The following is a 19,270-nucleotide window of genomic DNA, read 5'->3' on the forward strand; positions in this document are numbered from 1 at the left end:
AGTAATCAAAAAATGATAAAAACAATAATAAAACTAAGCATGCTTGTAGTACTTGCTTACTCATTTGAGCTTTTTGCCTTTGAGTCATCACTTAATTACAACTCAGACAATATACTTATACTAGCAAGCGCCATTATATCGCTTGCTTTGCCCTACCTGTTATTTGTAATCCATAAACTTAGACGTTCACGCCGCCAACTTCGACTTTCGGAAAAACGCCTTAAAAGTACCGTAGAAGGTAGCGGCGATACACTTTGGGACTGGAACATAAAAACAGGCGAAGTTATTCGTATTAACGATAAGTATTTAATGGACTCAACTACGTTAATGGGGTTTCCACCAAATAAAGGCCTTATCCATCCTCACGATATTAATAACGTTGAGCACTTGCTAAAAGTGCACTTTGCAGAGCAGTCTGCTTTTTTTGAAGCCACCTACCGAATCAAAGATACTTTTGGTCGTTGGCACTGGGTGCTCGATCGCGGAAAAATAATTGAAAAAGACGCCAACTTATCCCCCCTTAGAATGACGGGTACCGTTCGCGATATATCACAGTTAAAATCAACTGAAGAGCGCTTAAACCTTTTTGCAAAATGTGTTGAGTCGCTTACTGACGCCTTAGCAATTTACGATAGAAACTTTAAACTGGTTGATATAAACCCTAGCTTTTTAACCTTGTTTGGTGGCGTACGCGAACAATACTTAGGAAAAGATTTTAGCCTATCTGGGTATGAGCCAAGCTACACAAACAGAATTATTGAAATAGTAAAAGAGCGCGAACATATTCAACAAGAAGTGAAGCTTCGTAATAGTGAGCGCATTTTATTACCGATAGAAATATCGATAGATGAAATTAAAAACGATCAAAATCAAATAACTAATTATGTCGTTGTTTATTCAGATTTAACAGAGCGTAAAAAAGCAGAATCGCAGTTACATAACTTATCGAATCGAGATCGCACAACCAGTCTGCCTAACCGAAATTTATTTTTTACTGATTTGCAAAAGCTAGTAAAGCTCAATTCGCATCACGCCTTACTTGTGTTCGATTTAGATAACTTTAAAAAAATAAATGACTCGTTAGGACATCAGCTAGGTGACAGCTTATTAGCTAAACTAGCAATGCGCTTAAATAAACTAACCCGTGAAAATGATGTATTTTATCGTTTAGGCGGCGATGAGTTTGCTCTGGTAATGTCTGACACTAACGACATACATGTAATTACACGCATGGCTAAACAGTTTTTAGCAGCCATTGCTACACCATTTAAAATGGCAGGCCACGAACTGGCAATCACCTCAAGTGTAGGTATTGTATTATTCCCTGAAGACGGTAATACACCTGAACTGCTTTTAAAAAATGCAGATACCGCGATGTATCATGCTAAAAAGAAAGGTAATAGCTACCTATTTTTTAACGACACGATGAACCGTCAAGCCGTTAAACGACTGCAAATTGAAAACCTCATGCGCTTTGGTTTAAAAGAAGACCATTTTGAAGTGTACTACCAACCAAAAATGAATATTCGCACAGGCAAGCTAACCGGAATGGAAGCATTAGTGCGCTTTATTACACCCAAAAAAGGCATTATTAGTCCGGGAGTTTTTATACCTATAGCCGAGGAAACGGGCCAAATAATTGAAATTGGTGAGGTGGTATTAAACAAAGCCTGCAGAGACGTAAAAGAATGGCTAGATAGCGGTTTATTTAGCGGCCGAGTAGCTGTCAACTTATCAGCAAAGCAATTTAGCCTCCCCGATTTAACCTCTCGTATTGACGTTATTTTGCAAAAAAATGAATTACCTTCTTACTTTTTAGAGCTTGAAATAACAGAAGGTACTGTAATGGATGACCCTAAAGAAGCCATTGCAATTATGCGTTCGTTAAGTGCCCGAGGTATTCATTTAGCAATGGATGATTTTGGTACTGGTTATTCATCATTAGCGTATTTAAAGCAATTTCCGCTTAATACACTTAAAGTAGATAAAGCATTTATAGATGACATGACCAACGAACGTGGCCGTAATATGGTCGACTCAATAGTCACTATTGCGCATAACCTTGATTTACATGTAGTGGCTGAAGGTGTAGAACAAGCCCATCAAATTGATATACTCAAAAAGCTTAATTGCGAAACAGTACAAGGTTATTACTATTCTAAGCCTCTATCAAAAAGTGAATTTACTGAATTTTTAAAGCAGCAACAAACTAAAGCAGCCCCAAGCTTAATTAGAAAAAATAAAAATGTGGCGTCGATAAATTAAGGGCGCCATATACACGCATTTATTCCTACATTTCTAACTAAAGCGCGACGATAATGTAGATTAAACAAGCACCAGGCTACAGGTCCAAGTAAACCGCCTAAAATCAGCCATCGTTTAATTGGCATGCCTTTTTTAATGGTTTCTAAATACATTAAAGCTATAAATGCACTGCTTAGTAAAACTATAAACAAAGCTCCCCCTTAAAGTTGCTCAAAAATACGGCGCTTATTCTAACGCTAACGTGATTAAATTTAAAGCAACAAATCCCCGCGCACAAAAAAGCCGAACCTGTTAAACACAGATTCGGCTTTTAAAATTATAATTTACGCGTTACTTTTCAGCACGACCCATAAATTTGTGTTCAACAGTATTAATACGGATACGGTCACCTGTTGAAATATGCTCTGGCACAGAAATATTTAAGCCAGTAGACATACGTGCAGGTTTTGAACGAGCACTTGCAGATGCACCTTTAATAGATGGGTCTGTTTCTTCAACAACAAGTTCAACACTTGACGGTAAATCAAGTCCTACTGGCGCGCCATCAATAACAATGACGTGTACGCCTTGCGTTTCTTCATTAACAAATAAAATTTCTTCGCTAATAGCATCTTTGTTTAAGTTGTAAGGCGTGTAATCTTCATTATCCATGAACACATACTCGTCGCCATCAATGTACGATAGCATTACTTCACGGCGTGTTAAATCAGCCAGCGTTAGCATGTCACTGTCTTTAAATGTTTCGTCAACTTTACCACCGGTTACCACATCGTATAAACGCATACGGTATAAACTACCACCAGCACGACCTTGCGGCACAGAGCGCACAATATCTTTTACAACTAAAACGCGGCCATTGAAGTCAATAGCAGTACCTTTTTTAACATCACTCGCCTTTGGCATGTGTGAATTCCTATTATTTTTTTGATTGGCAGAAACATACCACGAACTGGATTTTGTTCAACTAAAATTACGTTGGTTTTACGCTACATGTTGTATTAGCTTGTAAAATTTTAATTTATACTAAAATACATATAATCAAATGTGAAAAAAACTGCTATGGTAGCTTTACCGAGTATGACTTCAAGGAATGGATCATGGACCAGAAAAAAGTACATGAGTATTTAGTTAAAAAACCACTTGTTCAGGTTACAAAACCATTTGCGCAAGAGGTTGATGTATATAAAGTGAATCATAAAATGTTTGCGACTCTTGCTATTGGCAATGACGGTCAAACTAATGATGATGGTGAGGTTATTTGGTGGCTTAACTTAAAATGCGATCCTGATGAAGCAATATCATTGCGTGATACTTTCCCGGCAGTGATCCCTGGTTACCATATGAATAAACGCTTATGGAACACAGTAATTTTAGACGGCACAATTGCACAAAGTGAAATTGAGAGAATGATTGATAACTCATTTAATTTAGTCGTAGAAAATATGCCAGAAAAAGACCGCAAAGCTATCGCACTTCACTTGTAGCACTTTTTGGGCTAGGCTACTAGCCCATTAAAACCTTAAACCTTAAGCGTATAAATTAAATCGTCATATAACTTTTCGCCTATTGTATGCACTTTAAAAAGTGTATCGGTATGGGTTAAGCCACACTTACTAAGCACCTTTTCAGAACCAATATTGCCACGCGTTACGACAGCTTTAAACTGCCTAATACCACATTCTTTCCAAGCCCAATCAATCACAGCTCTTAAAGACTCTGTCGCGTAGCCTTTATTAAAATACTCTGGCAATAATAAATAACCAAGCTCTGCGGTTTCTCCGTCATAGGCAAAGCCTGTAACACCCACTGGTTGTTTTGTTTTATTATTAATAATGAGTAAGCACAGTGGGTGGCGTGATTTAGTATTCCACTTAGGTAAGCGTATCTCAAAGCGGTTTCTTATCAGTGACTCCATTGGCATATCAAAACAATACTTAAGGACTTGAGGATCGCGATGAAGCGCTAGAAAAAGAGGCCAATCAGATTCTTCCATTTGGTACATGCTCAATCTTTGTGTAAATAATGTCATTAAGCTCCTCATTTAAATATTAAAAATCATAAAAAAACCGCATCTAAATGCGGTTTTTATAAACAGTAGAAACTTTATTCTTTTGTTTCAATCTCTTTAGTAACTTCAGGCTCAGTGACACTTTGCTCTTGTGGCTCAGTGCTTTGTACTTCAGGAGCTACAACCTCAACAGTTGCTGCATTATAAAAAGTAGTACCAGAGCTTGCCATTGTTACCAGTGACTCACATGGAGCAAAGTTAGCATCGCTGTTAGCTAATGTAGACATATCAGAGCTTATTTTACTTGCGCCTAATTTATCCATATAGCTAAACGGGCCACCTAAAAATGGTGGGAAACCAATACCAAATATTGCACCAATGTCGCCATCACGAGGGCTTGCAATAATGCCATCATCTAAACAGCGTACTGCTTCGTTAAGCATTTTCGATACACATCGCTTAGCAATTTCGCTTTTGTTTAAACGTGGAGCTGGGGTAACACCCAATAGTTCGTAAACTGACTCATCAACCTTTTTGCCTTTTTTGTCGTATTCATAAAAACCACGACCGGACTTACGGCCAAGGCGTTTTGAATCAATCATACGCATAAATGCATCAGGGCCTTTAAAACGCTCACCTAATTCTTTTTCAAGAATTGGAGCAATTTTAGAGCCAATATCAATCCCTACTTCATCAAGTAGAGCCAGCGGTCCTACCGGAAAGCCAAACTCAACTAGGGCTGCATCAATCTTTTCAATTGGCTCACCCGCAAGCATTAAATTAGCAGCTTCGTTTAAGTAAGGCGCTAAAATACGATTTACGTAAAAACCGGCCATGTCTTTTACAACAATTGGCGTTTTACCTTGCTTACGTGCAAAGTTAACAACGCGAGCAATAGTCTCTTTAGATGTACCTTCGTGTGGAATAATTTCCACTAATGGCATTTTTTCTACTGGTGAAAAGTAATGTAAGCCAATTACATTTTCAGGACGTGCTGCCTGCGCTGCAATTTGCGAAATTGGTAATGATGACGTGTTACTAGCAAAAATTGTATTTTCTTGGCATTGCTGCTCTACGTCGGCAACCATACCTTGCTTAAGCGCAAGATCTTCAAACACAGCTTCTATTACTAAATCAATGTGTTTAAAGCCGCTGTAGTCTGTTGTACCTGTAATACGGTTCATTGTTAACTGCATATCAGCTTTAGACATAATACGGCGCTTAAGGCGCTTGTCTAAAATTTTGTAGGTGTAGCTCATTGCATTACTAATGCCCTGCTCTGCTACATCTTTAATACGTACCGGTACTTTAGCTTTAACAGCACTTACGTGCGCAATACCTGCGCCCATTAGTCCACCACCTAAAACAGCAGTTTTGCTAATTGCGGGTGCGTCATCATTGCGCCACTCTTTTTTCATTTCAGTGGTTGCAAAGAAAATACCGCGAAGCGCTTTCGATTCGTCACTCATTACAAGTGTTGCAAAGCTTTCAGCTTCTGTTTTATACGCTTTTAGCTCATCAAGCTCTACACTAGCACGCACTGCTTTAATAATAGCGAGTGGTGCTGGGTAGTGCCCGCCCGTTTTTTTAAGTACGTTTTCTTTAGCTTTTATAAAGATAAAGTTACGGCCAAACGGGTTTGACTCTAGTAATTTACTAATATTGTCGAGCTTTGGCTCTTTTGCTTGTGGCTTTTTCTTAGTCGCAAATTCTTTTGCAACTTTTAGCAGCACACTGTGTGGTACACAGTCATCAAGCACGCCTGCTTTTTTAGCTTGCTTAGGGCGAATTTGTTTACCTGTTAGCATCCACTCAAGTGCTTTTTGAATACCAACAATTTTAGTTAAGCGCTGCGTACCGCCGCCACCTGGTAGTAAACCAAGTTGCACTTCTGGTAAGCCAATTTTTGTTAAATCGCTGTCGGTACCAACACGGTAGTCACACGCTAAAGCAAACTCTAAACCACCACCTAATGCAGCGCCATGAATCGCACTTACTGTTGTGTATGGCAGTTTTGTCATATCAAAAAATGCTTGATGGCATAGTTCGCTAATAGCTAAAGCATCATCACGCTTTTGAACGCTATCAAGCATTTTTACATCGGCGCCCGCGATAAAGTTATCGGTTTTTCCGCTTATAAATACCATGCCTTTTACATTTTGCGACTTAGCGTCTTCTAATAATGCTTTTAAGTCATCGGCAAAACTACTGCGCAGGGTATTCATTTTCTCCCCTGGCACATCAATCGTTACTACGGCAATTTTGTTTTCATCTACCGCTAAATTAAATACTGAATCAGTCATTACGCGCTCTCCAATACAAAGGCTGCACCTAAACCACCAGCAGCACACGCTGTTGTTAATGCCAAACCGCCACCACGACGTTTAAGCTCGTGTAAGCTTTGCGTAATTAAGCGTGCACCTGTTGCTGCAAATGGGTGACCATATGCTAAAGAGCCGCCGTTAACGTTAAACTTATCCATGTTAATTTCGCCAATTGCTTTGCTGCGACCTAAATGCTCTTGTGCAAATTTGTCTGAGGCAAACATTTTCATATTGGCAAGTGTTTGCGATGCAAACGCTTCGTGCATTTCAATTAAATCTAAATCAGCAAGCGTAATACCCGCTCTATCTAGTGCAATAGGCGTTGAATGAGCTGGGCCCATTAACATGTCTTTTTCTACGCCAATTGCCGAAAATGCAAAGCTACGTACGTAACCTAGTATTTCATAGCCAAGTGCTTTTGCCTTGCTTTCGCTCATCATAAGTACGGCCGCTGCACCATCAGTTAATGGTGTTGCATTTGCAGCGGTAACAGTACCGTGCTGACGGTCAAAAACAGGTTTAAGCTTGGCGTAGCCTTCAACCGTTGAGTTTTTACGAATGTTGTTGTCTTCTGAAATAAAGCTTTTATATGGCGGTAAATGCGCCGTCATTACTTCATCTTTTAACTTACCATCAGCCCATGCTTGCGTTGCAAGTGAGTGAGAACGATGCGCTAACGCATCTTGATCTTCACGGCTAATGTTGTGTGTTTTAGCCATTTGCTCAGCAGTTTGCCCCATTGAAAGGCCTGTTGAGTACTCTGCAACTGCAGGAGGCACTGGTAATAAGTCTTTTAAACGCAGTTTTGAAAATATTTTTAAACGTTGACCAAGCGTACGCGCTTTATTTAAATCAACTAAGCTGCCTGCTAGATTTTTACTTACACCAATTGGCAATACTGATGACGAATCTGCGCCACCTGCAATACCTACACTTACAGATCCCGCCATAATAGACTCAGCTACATTAGCAATAGCCTGAAAGCTGGTAGCACATGCGCGCGATACAGAATATGCATCAACCGATACAGGCATACCTGTGCCCAATACAATTTCACGTGCAATATTTGGCGCTTCTGGCATTTGTACTACTTGACCAAATACAAGTTGATCAATTTCTGACTTATTGAAATTTAATCGTTCAAGCATTTCGTTAACCACCAATTTCCCCATATCAAGTGCAGGTACATGGTGAAACGCTGTTGCTTGTTTTGCAAAAGGTGTACGTAAGCCGCTAACGATTGCAATACGGTCGCCCTTTGGTGTTTTTAGTATGTTTTGCTCAGACATTTATGCTCTCCCGCTGACAGGTCTGACCTGTTTGTTTTCCTCGATTCTAAACAACCCGTGCCCTAAAGCCAATAGATAAACACAAATTTATATAAACAGTGTTTAATTACGACTATCACAATAGGCTTTTTTAGACGCATTTACAAAGTTTTGTGGTACGCTAAAATTCGTTAAAAAATAACGAACTATTTTAAAAAATACAGTCTAACTCTTGAGTTACCCAATTATAAACCTTATAAATAGGTCAGTATTTATCACCTAACACTATTAGGTACAAACCCAGCTGACGAGGACAGTCCACTTATTATGGCAGCTAACGCATTTTCACAATTAAAAACGTACTTAGATACACAAATCATTGGCCAGCCAGAGCTTACTCAAGCGCTACTTATTGCTATTTTAGCTGATGGTCACTTATTAGTAGAAGGCCCTCCTGGGCTTGCAAAAACACGTGCAGTTAATGCACTTGCTAAAGGCATTGAAGGCTCATTTCAGCGCGTACAGTTTACGCCAGATTTATTACCAGCTGATGTAACAGGTACCGATATTTACCGCCAACAAACTAGCGAGTTTGTATTTGAAAAAGGCCCTCTTTTTCACAACCTAATTTTAGCTGACGAAATTAATCGTGCACCAGCCAAAGTACAATCAGCACTATTAGAAGCCATGGCAGAGCGACAAGTTACCGTGGGTAAAAATACCTATCCGCTTAGCGAACTGTTTTTAGTTATGGCAACGCAAAACCCGCTAGAGCAAGAAGGGACTTACCCGTTACCAGAAGCCCAGCTGGATCGCTTTTTACTGCACCTAAGTATTGACTACCCTGGCGCAGAGCATGAGCTTGATATACTGCGTTTAACACGCGGCGAAGCGCTTAACGAGCAACAACCAGTAATGCAAAAAATTAGTCAAAGCGATTTATTTGCAGCGCGTAAAGAAATATTAGGCCTTTATTTAGCAGAGCCACTTGAGCAATATTTAGTACAACTTATTATAGCCACCCGTGAAGGCGCTAAATTAGACGCGCAACTAGGTAGCTGGATTGAGTTTGGTGCAAGTCCGCGTGCAACAATAGCACTTGATAAATGTGCTCGTGCTCATGCATGGCTTCAAGGCCGTGACTTTGTAGCACCTGATGATATTCAAGCTGTTGTGCATAACGTACTGCGTCATCGCATTATTTTAAGTTACGAAGCCCAAGCCGATGGCATTACTAAAGATCAAGTAATAAGCCGTATAGTTGAACTTGTAGCCGTACCATAAGTTATGCAAAAACAATTAGAAACCCAAGCATGGCTCAAACAGAGCCATAGCCACGGTGTTAATTTAGCACTCAAAGAGCTGATGTATTACAAAGCCAAAGCGCAATTGCTTGAACTTGCCCCTAAGGTAAAAATAAAAAACACCTTAACAGGGCAATACCTTGCACCGCACAAAGGCCGAGGAATGGAATTTGCCGAAGTGCGACATTATCAGCAAGGTGACGATATTCGCTCTATTGATTGGCGAGTTACTGCGCGTACCGGCGAGACTCACACAAAGCTCTTTCAAGAAGAAAAAGAGCGCCCTGTGTTTGTGTTCACTGATTTTTCTAACTCAATGCTGTTTGGCTCAAAGTTACTGTTAAAGTCGGTGCAAGCTGCGCATATAAGCGCTCTTGTTGCATGGTCGGCGTGTCAGCGCGGCGATAGAATTGGCGGTATTGTGTTTAATCAGCACTCGCATTTAGAGCTAAAACCCAGCGCCCGTGAAAAAGCCGTGCTTAAGCTTTGTCATAATTTATGCGACAACCACCAGCAAGCGCTTAACAATATTGATAAAACAGCCACTAACAACTTTAGCGATAACCTAAAGCGCCTTAACCATTTAGCAAAACCAGGCAGCTTAGTGTATTTAGTGTCTGATTTTAATGCTCTGGATGATGCCAGCTTTAAGCAACTTGAAATATTAAGCCGCCACTGCGAGCTGATTGGTTGCCACATAAGCGATCCATTTGAGCATCAGTTACCTGCGTTTAAGCAAGCCGTTACCGTTAATGCAAATGGTCAAGACTTTGCCCTACCATTAATGGATAACAGCTTTAGAGAACGCTTTGCTAAAAATGCTGAGCAAGCATTTAGCGCGCGCTTTAATCGCCTAACTAAATCGGGTCTTAATTTAATATCATTCAATGCAGCAACACCGCTTGAGCTGCAATTAGTGAGAAAATAACCATGCAAACCAATCCACTCGATGGCCTGCACGATATAATAGCGCCAAGCCAAGTTAATTGGTGGCCACTCGCCCCTGCTTGGTGGGTTATTATTGCACTGCTGTTTTTAGCACTGTGCGCAGCTATTTATATATTTTATAAAAAACATAAATTTAAAAAGCCTAAACGCTACGCAATACAATTGAGCCAAAGTGAGCAAAACCCTCAGCAACTGCATATTATTTTAAAACGTTTAGTGATTGAATATTACGACAAGCGACTTGCTGCGCAATCTACCTCTAAATGGTGCACAACACTTAATACACTCACCGGTTTAAGCTTTACAGAACAAGAAATACTAAGCTTGTATAACCCCAGCCAAAAAGATACAACACTGTGCGAAAAATTTCGCCAAGGTATTAAGCAATTTAAAATAAAGGAGTCAGTAAATGTTTGAATTTAGCTGGCCATGGTTATTTTTATTACTACCCTTGCCTTTATTACTTTTACTATTAAAACCCGCAGCAAGTAATGCCAGTACGCGTTTACGTATACCCAGTTTTGCAAAGCACAATTTAACCAGCCAAAGCATCGAGCCACACGCACGACGTTTAAACCCTTTCGAGTGGGTAATTTGGTTATTACTTGTTACTGCTGCTGCCAATCCAACATGGTTAGATGAGCCAATTTCATTACCAAATGAAGGACGCGATATAATGTTAGCAGTTGACTTATCAGGCTCGATGACCGAACAAGACATGGCTTATAATGGCCAATATGTTGACCGCCTTACCATGGTAAAAGCTGTACTCAGTGATTTTATAGAGCAACGTCAAGGCGACAGGCTTGGGCTAATATTATTTGGCGACACCGCGTTTTTACAAACCCCGCTCACCCGCGACGTTAAAACAGTAAGTAAAATGCTCAGCGAAGCGCAAATTGGTTTAGTGGGGCGCGCAACAGCCATTGGTGATGCATTGGGTCTTTCGGTAAAACGCTTTGCCAATAAAGATGAAAGTAACCGAATTGTGGTGCTATTAACCGACGGACAAAACACCGCGGGCAATCTAAACCCAGAAGATGCCCTACTGCTAGCTCGCGAAGAAGGTATTAAAGTGTACACCATTGGTGTTGGCTCAGATAATCCGCGCGGCTTTAGTCTCTTTAATGTGGGAGGCTCTAGTGGCAGTAATTTAGATGAAAGCTTACTTAAAAAGATTGCCGAGCAAACTGGCGGATTATACTTTAGAGCTAAAGATGTAGCTGGCCTTCAACAAATTTACGCAGAGCTTGATAAGCTTGAACCTATTAGCGCTGATGAACAAACATTTCGCCCACAAAGCTCATTATTTTACTACCCGTTACTTATCGCTATTTTACTTATTAGCTTAAAAGTAATGCTTAGTACACTGCGTGCATTAAAGGAGCCAAACTAATGGATTTTGAATTTATTCGCCCCGCTCTTTTATGGTTACTCATACCTGCTGTGGCATTATTTTTTGTTGCCTTAATTAAGCATAAAAAAACGACTAGTGAGCAGCTAATTGCACCTCATTTAGCACAATTTATAATGAGCGAAGCAAACACTAAAGCCAGCCAGCCACTTTGGTTAGTTGCTTTGTTTTGCAGCCTTGGCATTTTATTTAGTGCTGGGCCTAGTTTTGAGAAAAAACAAGTTCCTGTATTTCAAAGTAAAAGTGCCCGTGTAATTGTTATGGATATGTCGTACTCAATGTACAGCACCGATATTTTACCAAATCGTTTAATGCAATCACGCTTTAAAGCGCTTGATATGATTGAGCTATTTAAAGAAGGTGATACCGCGCTTGTAGCTTACGCAGGCACGGCCTATATAATTTCACCACTAACAAACGATGCCACAACACTCAGTAATTTAATTCCAAGCTTAAGCCCTGAAATAATGCCAGACAAAGGCTCAAACGTTTTAGCCGGTCTTGATATGGCCAAAGAGCTATTAACGCAAGCGGGTTATATTGATGGCGACATTATTTTAGTAACCGACGGTATTGACCAACAAGAACAAAGCGACGTGAGAAGCTTTACCAGTAACAGCCAATATAGATTAAATATTTATGGTGTAGGTACCGCTCAAGGCGCACCAATTAAATTACCTGAAGGCGGCTTTTTGAAAGACAGATACGGCCAAATTGTAGTACCTACAATTAATGCCTCTCAGCTTAAAAATTTAGCATCAAGCAGCGGTGGTAAATTTGCTAGTTACCAACCTAGCAATAACGACATAAATACGTTTGCCCCAAATGCGCAGAGTGAATTATTGAAAGACGAAAAACAAAGCCATGCGCTTTGGCGAATAGATGCAGGTATTTACGGACTCTTGTTATTACTGCCATTTGGTTTGTATTTATTTAGACGCGCTGCCTTGCTAGGCGCATTTTTAGCTTTTGGTTTTTTACCGCAGCAAAATGCGTATGCCGTAGAGCTCCCTACTCTTTTGAAAAATGCAGATCAACGTGCATTAGAGGCTTACAATAATAAAGAATACGATGCAGCAACACAGGCGCAATCGAGTGAGTTAAAAGGCGCTGCGCTTTACCAGCAAGGTAATTTTGATGCTGCACTTAATGAGTTTAGTAATGATAAGTCGGCTACCGGTTTATACAACTACGGTAATGCCCTTGCCAAAGCTGGTAAACTTGAGGACGCAATTGAAGCGTACAAACAAGCCCAAACCTTACAAGATGACTTTACGCAAGCAGCCGATAACCAAGCCTTAGTTGAGCAATTACTAAATCAACAAGAGCAACAAAACCAGCAAGATCAGCAAGATCAGCAAAGCGACGGCGACGACTCTCAAGACCAAAATGATAGTCAGAAAAAAGATGAGCAAAACCAAGGGCAAAATTCTGATGAGTCAAAACAGGATCAGCAACAAAATGGTGATAAAAGCGATTCTGAAAAAGGCGAAAACGAAAGTCAAAGCTCAAGCGATGAAAAATCAGATAAAGAGTCTGAACAATCAAAAGATCAACAAGGTGAGCCTGGCGAGCAATCAGATAAGCAAAATGAGCCTGATATGCAAGCCCAGCCACAAAGCGAACAAGGGCAAAGTAAAGACGCTGACCAGCCTAAAGAGGATGAGCAGCAACAAAGTAAGCCACAAGCAATAAGTGAGCAACCTGCCACTGATGAGCAAAAACAAAATGCTCAGCAACAAGCGATGCAAGCCCAAGCAAGTGAGCTCACTAATGAAGAAAAAGAAAAAGCACAACAGCTTAATCAACTACTTAGAAAAGTCCCGGACGATCCGGCTATTTTATTACGGAATAAAATGCAATTAGAAGCCCAAAAAAGACAATACAAACGTCGCCCTACAGGAGTCGAAAAATCATGGTAATGCGATTATTTTGCTGTTTATTGCTATTAAGTGCGATGCCTTCGTGGGCTGCCACCAAATTAGAAGCCAGCGTAGATAAAAACCCTGTATTAGCGGGTGAATTTTTTATGCTTAATATATCGGTAGACGATACAGTTAAAGGCGAGCAACCAGACACCTCATCGCTGTTAAAAGACTTTGTTGTAGGCCCAACAAGCTTAAGCTCTCGTACCAACATTATTAATGGCAGCATTAATAAACAAACTACGTGGTCAGTTAAACTAATGACCCGTACAGAGGGTGATTACACGATACCAGCATTTAGCGTTGCAGGGTTAACCTCACAACCTATTAAGTTAAAAGTGGCAAAACGCTCAGTTGATGCAGATAAAAATAACGAAATATTTTTAAAAACGTCGCTCTCGAGTAATTCATTATTTGTGCAAGAAGCCGGTGTTTATACTGTTAAGCTCTACCTTGCCAAAGAACTGCTTGATGGCAGCTTAAGCACACCAAGTATGGAAGATGCTCAGCTAACCCAATTAGGTAAACAAACTGAGAGTTATGAGCTAGTTGATGGCAAACGCTACCTTGTTATTACTCGTGAGTATTTGATTCAGCCACAAAAAAGTGGTGCCTACACGATTGCAGGCCCCGCTTTTCAAGGGCGAGTACAGCAAAATTACCGCCAACTGGAGGTATCTGCTCTTGGCGATGATCAGCAAGTAGAAATAAAACCAATCCCGAGTGACTATAAAGGCGCATGGTTACCAAGCGAATTGGTTAACCTTGATGAAGAATGGCAACCTAACGACAACACAGTAGAAGTAGGTACGCCTATAACACGTACTATTACGCTTACCGCGCTTGGAGTTACAAAAGAGCAATTACCTGAAATCTCTATGCCTACTATTGATGGCATACGCAGCTATCCTGATAAAAAAGAAAATAACAATGCAGTGCGAGACGGACGCGTTGTATCGCAACAAACGGCATCATATGCCTTACTGCCGCAAAAACCAGGTACTTATACTTTGCCTGAAATAAAGCTGCCTTGGTTTAATACCAAAATGAACCGTATTAGTGTAGCTACATTACCAAAGCGTACTATTACAGTAACACCAAGTACTACCGCGCCTAATACAGCCATAGCAAACCCACAACCCAGCACAAATAATTCACCTACTCTTGAAAATATTTCGAATCAAGCAACTGGCACACAACCTATTGAAACTAAAAGTGATACTCCTCTTTGGTTAATAGTTGTTGCCGCTTTAGGGTATATTTTATGGATTGGTACTGTAATTTTTTACTTAATAAGCCGTTCTACTAAAGATACGACTGAAAAATTACAGCTAAACACCCGTGGTACTTCTCAGCCAAGCTTAAACGAGCTTAAAGCATTAGCCAAAACACACGATGTGAAAGCCTTTTACACCGCATTAAATAACTTTTCTGTAAAGGTGACCCATAAAAATGTTGGCGCGATTGATGAGCTCTGCATCCACGTAAACAGCAGCGAGCTTAATGGTCTCATTAGCCAATTGCAGGCACAACTTTATAGTAATAAAGGCGCAAACACGGATCTTAATGCTATTATTAAAATTCTTGAGATCTATCAAACTCAGGCATCAAAGTCGCAACAAACTGTATTAAAAGACCTTTATGATTAATAACTACGAACCTCAGGTCTTTTTTGCAATAACTAATAATTTTTAATTAAAAAAGTGCTTATGCTTGGAAAGAAAAAATCAAACAATCAGGTCTTAATCGATATGGCAGAGAAACAAAAGCGTTATGAAGCCTTGGTCCACGTTTACAATAAAGAGCTTTATCGCTTTGCTTATTGGTTATGCCGTGATCCGCACATAGCAGATGATTTAGTACAGGAAACGTTTTTACGCGCATGGCGTTCACTCGACTCTTTACTTGATCAAAAGGCAGCTAAACCTTGGCTGCTTACTATATTACGAAGAGAAAACGCACGCCGATTTGAACGTAAACAGTTTGATTACAGCGACGTAGAAAACGATACGCTTGTTGATGAAACCAGCCATTCATTAGACGATGAAATGGAACAAACGGTAATTCAACGCCAGATTGCACTGCTATCTGATGAATACCGAGAGCCATTATTACTGCAAGTTGTAATGGGCTGCTCTGGTGAAGAGATTGCAAGCATACTTAATTTAAATAAAAACACGGTAATGACTCGTTTATACCGTGCCAGAAATCAACTTAAAGAGGCTTTAAGCCGTGATGATGAACAACTTAAAGGGGCATCAAAATAATGGATGAACTTGAGTTTCGTCGCCGCACTATTGCGCAGCCAAACGACATTGACAAGGAGCTTATGGAGTTTGCTGACAATAACCCAGAGCGACAAAGTTTTATTAACGATATGAAAGATTTTGATAAATTCATTCAAGATTCTTTAGATATACCTGTGCCTGAAAATCTTGCAGACCGCATTCTTTTAAACACATCGTTAAAAGAAAAAGCACTCCAAGAAGAACAAGCAACTGGTAAAAACGTGGTTGATGCTCGATCGCGTTTTAAGTTTGATCGTGTACATCTTGCGTTAGCAGCGTCTTTTGTAGTGGCGATTAGTGCCTTCTTTTTTAGTACAGAGCAAAATATTGCACATGAAGCAGGTGAGCATGCGCTTGCCCATGTGTACTACGAAATTAATGCGCTTGATAAAAAAGAGCCCATTAGCCTACAAAGCGTCAACGACAAGCTTGCAGTATTAGGTGGTCATCTTGATGAACTTCCTGGCGCTGTAACTTATGCGATGTTTTGTGATTTTAAAGGCGAAAAAGGACTGCATTTAATATTTGAGTCTGACTTTGGTCCTATGACGGTATTTATAGTGCCTTCTGAAAATAAATCATTTGGTTTTGGGGATGACAACTTCCGCGATGAGCGCTTTGAAGGTCACATTAATCGTGGCTCACAAGCTGATACTATTTTAGTGGCAAGTCTTGGAGCACCTCTAGATACATATAACGAACGCGTTACTGGCGCAATTCGTTGGCTTTAAAATAGACAAATTTACCGCTTAGTTTCTACTGAGCGGTTTTTTGATTATATACTCACCAACAAAGCGTTTCTTCACTCCCCAAAACCTCTGATTTTTAAAGTAATTAATTAAATTCCTAAAGAAAGTAAATTATAATCGCGGCTCGATTTTAATTAGGGAATTTCATGAAGAACATCATCGTTATTTTTTCATTATTGGCATTGTTATGTACAGCCAGTTTTGATGCACATGCACGTAAAAAGTTTGGCAGCAGTAAACGCGGACAGACACCTGCAACACAACAAACAGCGCAAAAACAACAAACAGATACAACAACACCTACAGCTGCACCTAAAGCCACATCGAATAAAAAAGGCATTATGGCAGGCGTTTTTGGGGGACTTTTAGCGGGTGGCTTAATTGCAGCAATGCTAGGCGACGATTTTGAAGGTTTTCAGCTATTAGAAATGATTTTATTAGCTGGCGGACTCTTTATTTTATTTAAGCTAGTAACGGGCTTTTTACGTGCTAATCGTGCCCCACAACTTGCCAGTGCAAGTACAAGTGCTCAGCAAAATGCTTTTAAACAAGCACCTATCGAGCAACCAACAAGTTCAGCCTTTGCAAGCAGCGCCCCACAAGGTGAAAGTGTGCCTTTTAATTTACCACCTAACTTTGACGTTAATGGCTTTTTGCAAGGTGCCCGTAGTCATTACCATACGCTACAAACTGCATGGAACAATGCCGATTACACCACAATGGCTGAATACTTAAGCCCTGCACTTGTTGCCGAGTTTAAAGCTGAACGTGAAGCTATACAAAGCGTAGAAACAGAAGTGATGTTTATTGATGCCGAACTTGTGCGCGCAGATACAAACGCGCAATCGTGGCAGATTAGTGTTCGCTTTAAAGGTAAGTACCGTGATTTAGGCGATAAAAAAGAAGAGCCTATTTTAGAAATTTGGCACTTAGAGCGTCTAATTTCAGACGATGCTCCATGGCTAATAGTGGGTGTTGAAGATTTAATTGATACTCAATAATTTTGTATTGTTTAAAGCACCGCGCTTTTAGCGCGGTGTTTTTTTATTTAAAAAACAATTGATTTACCACGTCCTGATGCTTCAGAAGCGGCATCTAATTGGCCCTCTTTATTAATAATAACGTGTAAGTCACCAAAGTGATTCTCATCTATGGTGTAGCCCATTTTTGTAAGCTCTGCTTTTACGCTATCGGTTAAACCTATGTGTGTTCTAATTATATTTTTAGGCCACAGTTGATGATGAAAACGAGGGCTATTTACAACCTGCTCTGCAGTCATATCAAACTCTACCGCATTTAAAATAGATTCGTACACAGAGCTAATAATTGTTGTGCCACCAGGCGAGCCTGTCACCATTTTAACGGTGTTGTCTTTAAGGAGTATTGTAGGCGTCATAGAGCTAAGCATACGCTTGTGCGGCTGTATTTCGTTAGCTTTGCCGCCTATTGCACCAAACACATTCATAACGCCTGGTTTGGCACTAAAGTCGTCCATTTCATCATTTAAAATAAACCCTGCACCTTCAACAACTACACCGCTACCAAACCCTAAGTTTATTGTGGTGGTATTTGCGACAGCGTTACCCATTTTATCAACGATTGAAAAGTGTGTAGTTTGCTCACTTTCTTTAAGGCCCGGTTTAATATTTTCGGTAGTCGAGATAGCGGTTAACGAAATGCCATTACTGCGCTCTTTGAGGTAGTTAATATTAGTTAATGCGTTGACTGGTACATCAAAAAAATCAGGATCGCCTAAATACTCCGCCCTATCTGCAAATACACGTTTACCTATTTCAGAAAGTAAGTGTACATACTGAGTAGAGTTATGCGCTAAGCCCGCATCTGGTTTTTGTAGCTCATACATTTTAAGCCACTGTAAAATAGCAATACCACCTGAGCTCGGCGGTGGAGAAGTAAGTACTTCATAACCATTCCAACTCGCTTTAATAGGTGTACGTGATTTAGCGGTGTAACCTTTTAAATCATCTTGATTAATTATACCGCCATGTTGGTGCATAAATTTAGCAATAATATTTGCAGTTTCGCCTTTATAAAACCCATCTTGGCCGTTATCACGGATACGCTTTAGCGTTGCCGCTAACTCGGGTTGCTTAAATACTTTATTAGCTTTTACATCAGCAAAGTATTTTTCGAAGTTTACATTTATTTTTTGCTCTTTTAGGTGGGCTATATAATTGCTCACACCTTTTGCTAACTTAGGCGGAACTACAAACCCTTGCTCAGCCAACGTTACCGCTGGTTGTACTAATTCTTCCCACTTTAAAGTGCCATGTTTTTGATGGGCAAGCCACATGCCCGCTACACTGCCAGGTACACCGCTTGCGTGAATACCATATATTGATTTATTTGCAATAACATTACCTTGCTCATCTAAATACATATCACGATGAGCCGCTGTTGGCGCTGTTTCGCGATAATCTATAAAATCGCCCTTGCCATCTTTTTGAATAAGCATAAATCCCCCGCCGCCAATATTGCCGGCTTCAGGAAGCGTTACTGCAAGTACAAATTGTGCCGTAATAGCCGCATCAACAGCATTACCGCCTTGCTCTAATATACTTTTAGCAGCATCGGCACTGAACGAGTCAGGCATTGCTACCGCACTTTGCGATAAAGGCTGCGCTAAAACACTAAAAGCAGCGAACTGTAAAACCAGCACACTTTTGACAATTAATTTACGTGGTGAAAAAAGCAATCCCATACAACATCCTTAATTTATTATTTTTTAGTTACGCATTCTTATTAATGCACGTCAC

The 19,270-nt window shown here is 40.2% G+C and carries 17 protein-coding genes; 11 read left to right on the top strand and 6 right to left on the bottom strand.

Features of this window, described 5'->3' with window-relative positions:
* Positions 1-12 precede the first annotated feature (12 nt).
* The gene (locus H5161_RS08930) at positions 13-2,265 is read left to right on the top strand and encodes an EAL domain-containing protein (protein WP_182769110.1); all 2,253 of its coding nucleotides are present in this window, start codon (positions 13-15) and stop codon (positions 2,263-2,265) included.
* On the opposite strand, the gene H5161_RS08935 is transcribed toward H5161_RS08930, so the two are convergent.
* On the bottom strand, positions 2,262-2,456 hold the full coding sequence (locus H5161_RS08935) for a hypothetical protein (RefSeq protein ID WP_024604473.1): 195 nt from the start codon (positions 2,454-2,456) through the stop codon (positions 2,262-2,264). The genes H5161_RS08930 and H5161_RS08935 overlap by 4 nt on opposite strands.
* A gap of 139 nt (positions 2,457-2,595) precedes the next feature.
* Complete coding sequence (gene yeiP, locus H5161_RS08940) at positions 2,596-3,168, bottom strand: elongation factor P-like protein YeiP (protein ID WP_002962153.1); 573 nt, start codon at positions 3,166-3,168, stop codon at positions 2,596-2,598.
* Positions 3,169-3,362: 194 nt separating this feature from the next.
* Between yeiP and H5161_RS08945 the strand changes: the two genes are divergently transcribed.
* Positions 3,363-3,749, top strand: coding sequence for an MmcQ/YjbR family DNA-binding protein (locus tag H5161_RS08945; RefSeq protein WP_024596739.1), 387 nt, complete (start codon positions 3,363-3,365; stop codon positions 3,747-3,749).
* Between the two features lie 35 nt (positions 3,750-3,784).
* Here H5161_RS08945 and H5161_RS08950 read toward each other — a convergent pair whose 3' ends face one another.
* The 3 genes from H5161_RS08950 to fadI form a co-directional block, all read right to left on the bottom strand.
* Positions 3,785-4,294 carry a GNAT family N-acetyltransferase gene (locus H5161_RS08950; protein WP_024596740.1) on the bottom strand — a complete coding sequence of 170 codons (510 nt, stop codon included), beginning with the start codon at positions 4,292-4,294 and terminating at the stop codon, positions 3,785-3,787.
* Positions 4,295-4,368: 74 nt separating this feature from the next.
* Positions 4,369-6,576: a fatty acid oxidation complex subunit alpha FadJ gene (fadJ, locus tag H5161_RS08955; protein WP_182769111.1), complete on the bottom strand. Its 2,208-nt coding sequence runs from the start codon at positions 6,574-6,576 to the stop codon at positions 4,369-4,371.
* Entirely contained in the window at positions 6,576-7,886 is a 1,311-nt protein-coding gene (gene fadI / locus H5161_RS08960) for an acetyl-CoA C-acyltransferase FadI (RefSeq protein WP_182724567.1), read from the bottom strand. Before fadI ends, fadJ begins: the two co-directional genes overlap by 1 nt.
* A gap of 306 nt (positions 7,887-8,192) precedes the next feature.
* Between fadI and H5161_RS08965 the strand changes: the two genes are divergently transcribed.
* From H5161_RS08965 to H5161_RS09005, 9 genes are all read left to right on the top strand, one after another.
* Positions 8,193-9,149: a MoxR family ATPase gene (locus tag H5161_RS08965; protein ID WP_007377762.1), complete on the top strand. Its 957-nt coding sequence runs from the start codon at positions 8,193-8,195 to the stop codon at positions 9,147-9,149.
* 3 nt (positions 9,150-9,152) lie between these two features.
* Positions 9,153-10,097 carry a DUF58 domain-containing protein gene (locus H5161_RS08970; protein ID WP_004335626.1) on the top strand — a complete coding sequence of 315 codons (945 nt, stop codon included), beginning with the start codon at positions 9,153-9,155 and terminating at the stop codon, positions 10,095-10,097.
* A 2-nt stretch (positions 10,098-10,099) separates the two neighbouring features.
* A complete protein-coding gene (locus H5161_RS08975; RefSeq protein WP_004335624.1) occupies positions 10,100-10,534 on the top strand; it encodes a DUF4381 domain-containing protein in 435 nt (144 codons plus the stop codon).
* Entirely contained in the window at positions 10,527-11,513 is a 987-nt protein-coding gene (locus H5161_RS08980) for a VWA domain-containing protein (protein ID WP_096792684.1), read from the top strand. Before H5161_RS08975 ends, H5161_RS08980 begins: the two co-directional genes overlap by 8 nt.
* Positions 11,513-13,453 carry a VWA domain-containing protein gene (locus H5161_RS08985; protein ID WP_182769112.1) on the top strand — a complete coding sequence of 647 codons (1,941 nt, stop codon included), beginning with the start codon at positions 11,513-11,515 and terminating at the stop codon, positions 13,451-13,453. The genes H5161_RS08980 and H5161_RS08985 overlap by 1 nt, the downstream gene beginning before the upstream one ends.
* Positions 13,447-15,105, top strand: a complete 1,659-nt coding sequence (locus H5161_RS08990) for a BatD family protein (protein WP_182769113.1) — start codon at positions 13,447-13,449, stop codon at positions 15,103-15,105. The genes H5161_RS08985 and H5161_RS08990 overlap by 7 nt, the downstream gene beginning before the upstream one ends.
* A gap of 60 nt (positions 15,106-15,165) precedes the next feature.
* Positions 15,166-15,723, top strand: a complete 558-nt coding sequence (locus H5161_RS08995; protein WP_182753610.1) for a sigma-70 family RNA polymerase sigma factor — start codon at positions 15,166-15,168, stop codon at positions 15,721-15,723.
* A complete protein-coding gene (locus tag H5161_RS09000) occupies positions 15,723-16,475 on the top strand; it encodes a DUF3379 family protein (RefSeq protein WP_138489429.1) in 753 nt (250 codons plus the stop codon). Before H5161_RS08995 ends, H5161_RS09000 begins: the two co-directional genes overlap by 1 nt.
* Before the next feature lie 164 nt (positions 16,476-16,639).
* Positions 16,640-17,494 carry a Tim44 domain-containing protein gene (locus H5161_RS09005; RefSeq protein ID WP_182769114.1) on the top strand — a complete coding sequence of 285 codons (855 nt, stop codon included), beginning with the start codon at positions 16,640-16,642 and terminating at the stop codon, positions 17,492-17,494.
* 47 nt (positions 17,495-17,541) lie between these two features.
* Here H5161_RS09005 and ggt read toward each other — a convergent pair whose 3' ends face one another.
* Positions 17,542-19,215 (bottom strand): gamma-glutamyltransferase, encoded by a 1,674-nt coding sequence (gene ggt / locus H5161_RS09010; protein ID WP_182769115.1) that lies wholly within the window; start codon positions 19,213-19,215, stop codon positions 17,542-17,544.
* Positions 19,216-19,270: the final 55 nt, after the last annotated feature.

This window comes from Pseudoalteromonas sp. SG43-5 (assembly GCF_014164345.1).
Taxonomy (GTDB): Bacteria; Pseudomonadota; Gammaproteobacteria; order Enterobacterales; family Alteromonadaceae; genus Pseudoalteromonas; species Pseudoalteromonas distincta.

What these genes read in the sequence shown, in the direction of transcription:
- H5161_RS08930 (WP_182769110.1), top strand. Translation starts at nt 13, where the DNA reads ATGATAAAAACAATAATAAAACTAAGCATGCTTGTAGTACTTGCTTAC.
- yeiP (WP_002962153.1), bottom strand. Translation starts at nt 3,168, where the DNA reads ATGCCAAAGGCGAGTGATGTTAAAAAAGGTACTGCTATTGACTTCAAT.
- H5161_RS08945 (WP_024596739.1), top strand. Translation starts at nt 3,363, where the DNA reads ATGGACCAGAAAAAAGTACATGAGTATTTAGTTAAAAAACCACTTGTT.
- H5161_RS08950 (WP_024596740.1), bottom strand. Translation starts at nt 4,294, where the DNA reads ATGACATTATTTACACAAAGATTGAGCATGTACCAAATGGAAGAATCT.
- fadJ (WP_182769111.1), bottom strand. Translation starts at nt 6,576, where the DNA reads ATGACTGATTCAGTATTTAATTTAGCGGTAGATGAAAACAAAATTGCC.
- fadI (WP_182724567.1), bottom strand. Translation starts at nt 7,886, where the DNA reads ATGTCTGAGCAAAACATACTAAAAACACCAAAGGGCGACCGTATTGCA.
- H5161_RS08965 (WP_007377762.1), top strand. Translation starts at nt 8,193, where the DNA reads ATGGCAGCTAACGCATTTTCACAATTAAAAACGTACTTAGATACACAA.
- H5161_RS08970 (WP_004335626.1), top strand. Translation starts at nt 9,153, where the DNA reads ATGCAAAAACAATTAGAAACCCAAGCATGGCTCAAACAGAGCCATAGC.
- H5161_RS08975 (WP_004335624.1), top strand. Translation starts at nt 10,100, where the DNA reads ATGCAAACCAATCCACTCGATGGCCTGCACGATATAATAGCGCCAAGC.
- H5161_RS08980 (WP_096792684.1), top strand. Translation starts at nt 10,527, where the DNA reads ATGTTTGAATTTAGCTGGCCATGGTTATTTTTATTACTACCCTTGCCT.
- H5161_RS08985 (WP_182769112.1), top strand. Translation starts at nt 11,513, where the DNA reads ATGGATTTTGAATTTATTCGCCCCGCTCTTTTATGGTTACTCATACCT.
- H5161_RS08990 (WP_182769113.1), top strand. Translation starts at nt 13,447, where the DNA reads ATGGTAATGCGATTATTTTGCTGTTTATTGCTATTAAGTGCGATGCCT.
- H5161_RS08995 (WP_182753610.1), top strand. Translation starts at nt 15,166, where the DNA reads ATGCTTGGAAAGAAAAAATCAAACAATCAGGTCTTAATCGATATGGCA.
- H5161_RS09000 (WP_138489429.1), top strand. Translation starts at nt 15,723, where the DNA reads ATGGATGAACTTGAGTTTCGTCGCCGCACTATTGCGCAGCCAAACGAC.
- H5161_RS09005 (WP_182769114.1), top strand. Translation starts at nt 16,640, where the DNA reads ATGAAGAACATCATCGTTATTTTTTCATTATTGGCATTGTTATGTACA.
- ggt (WP_182769115.1), bottom strand. Translation starts at nt 19,215, where the DNA reads ATGGGATTGCTTTTTTCACCACGTAAATTAATTGTCAAAAGTGTGCTG.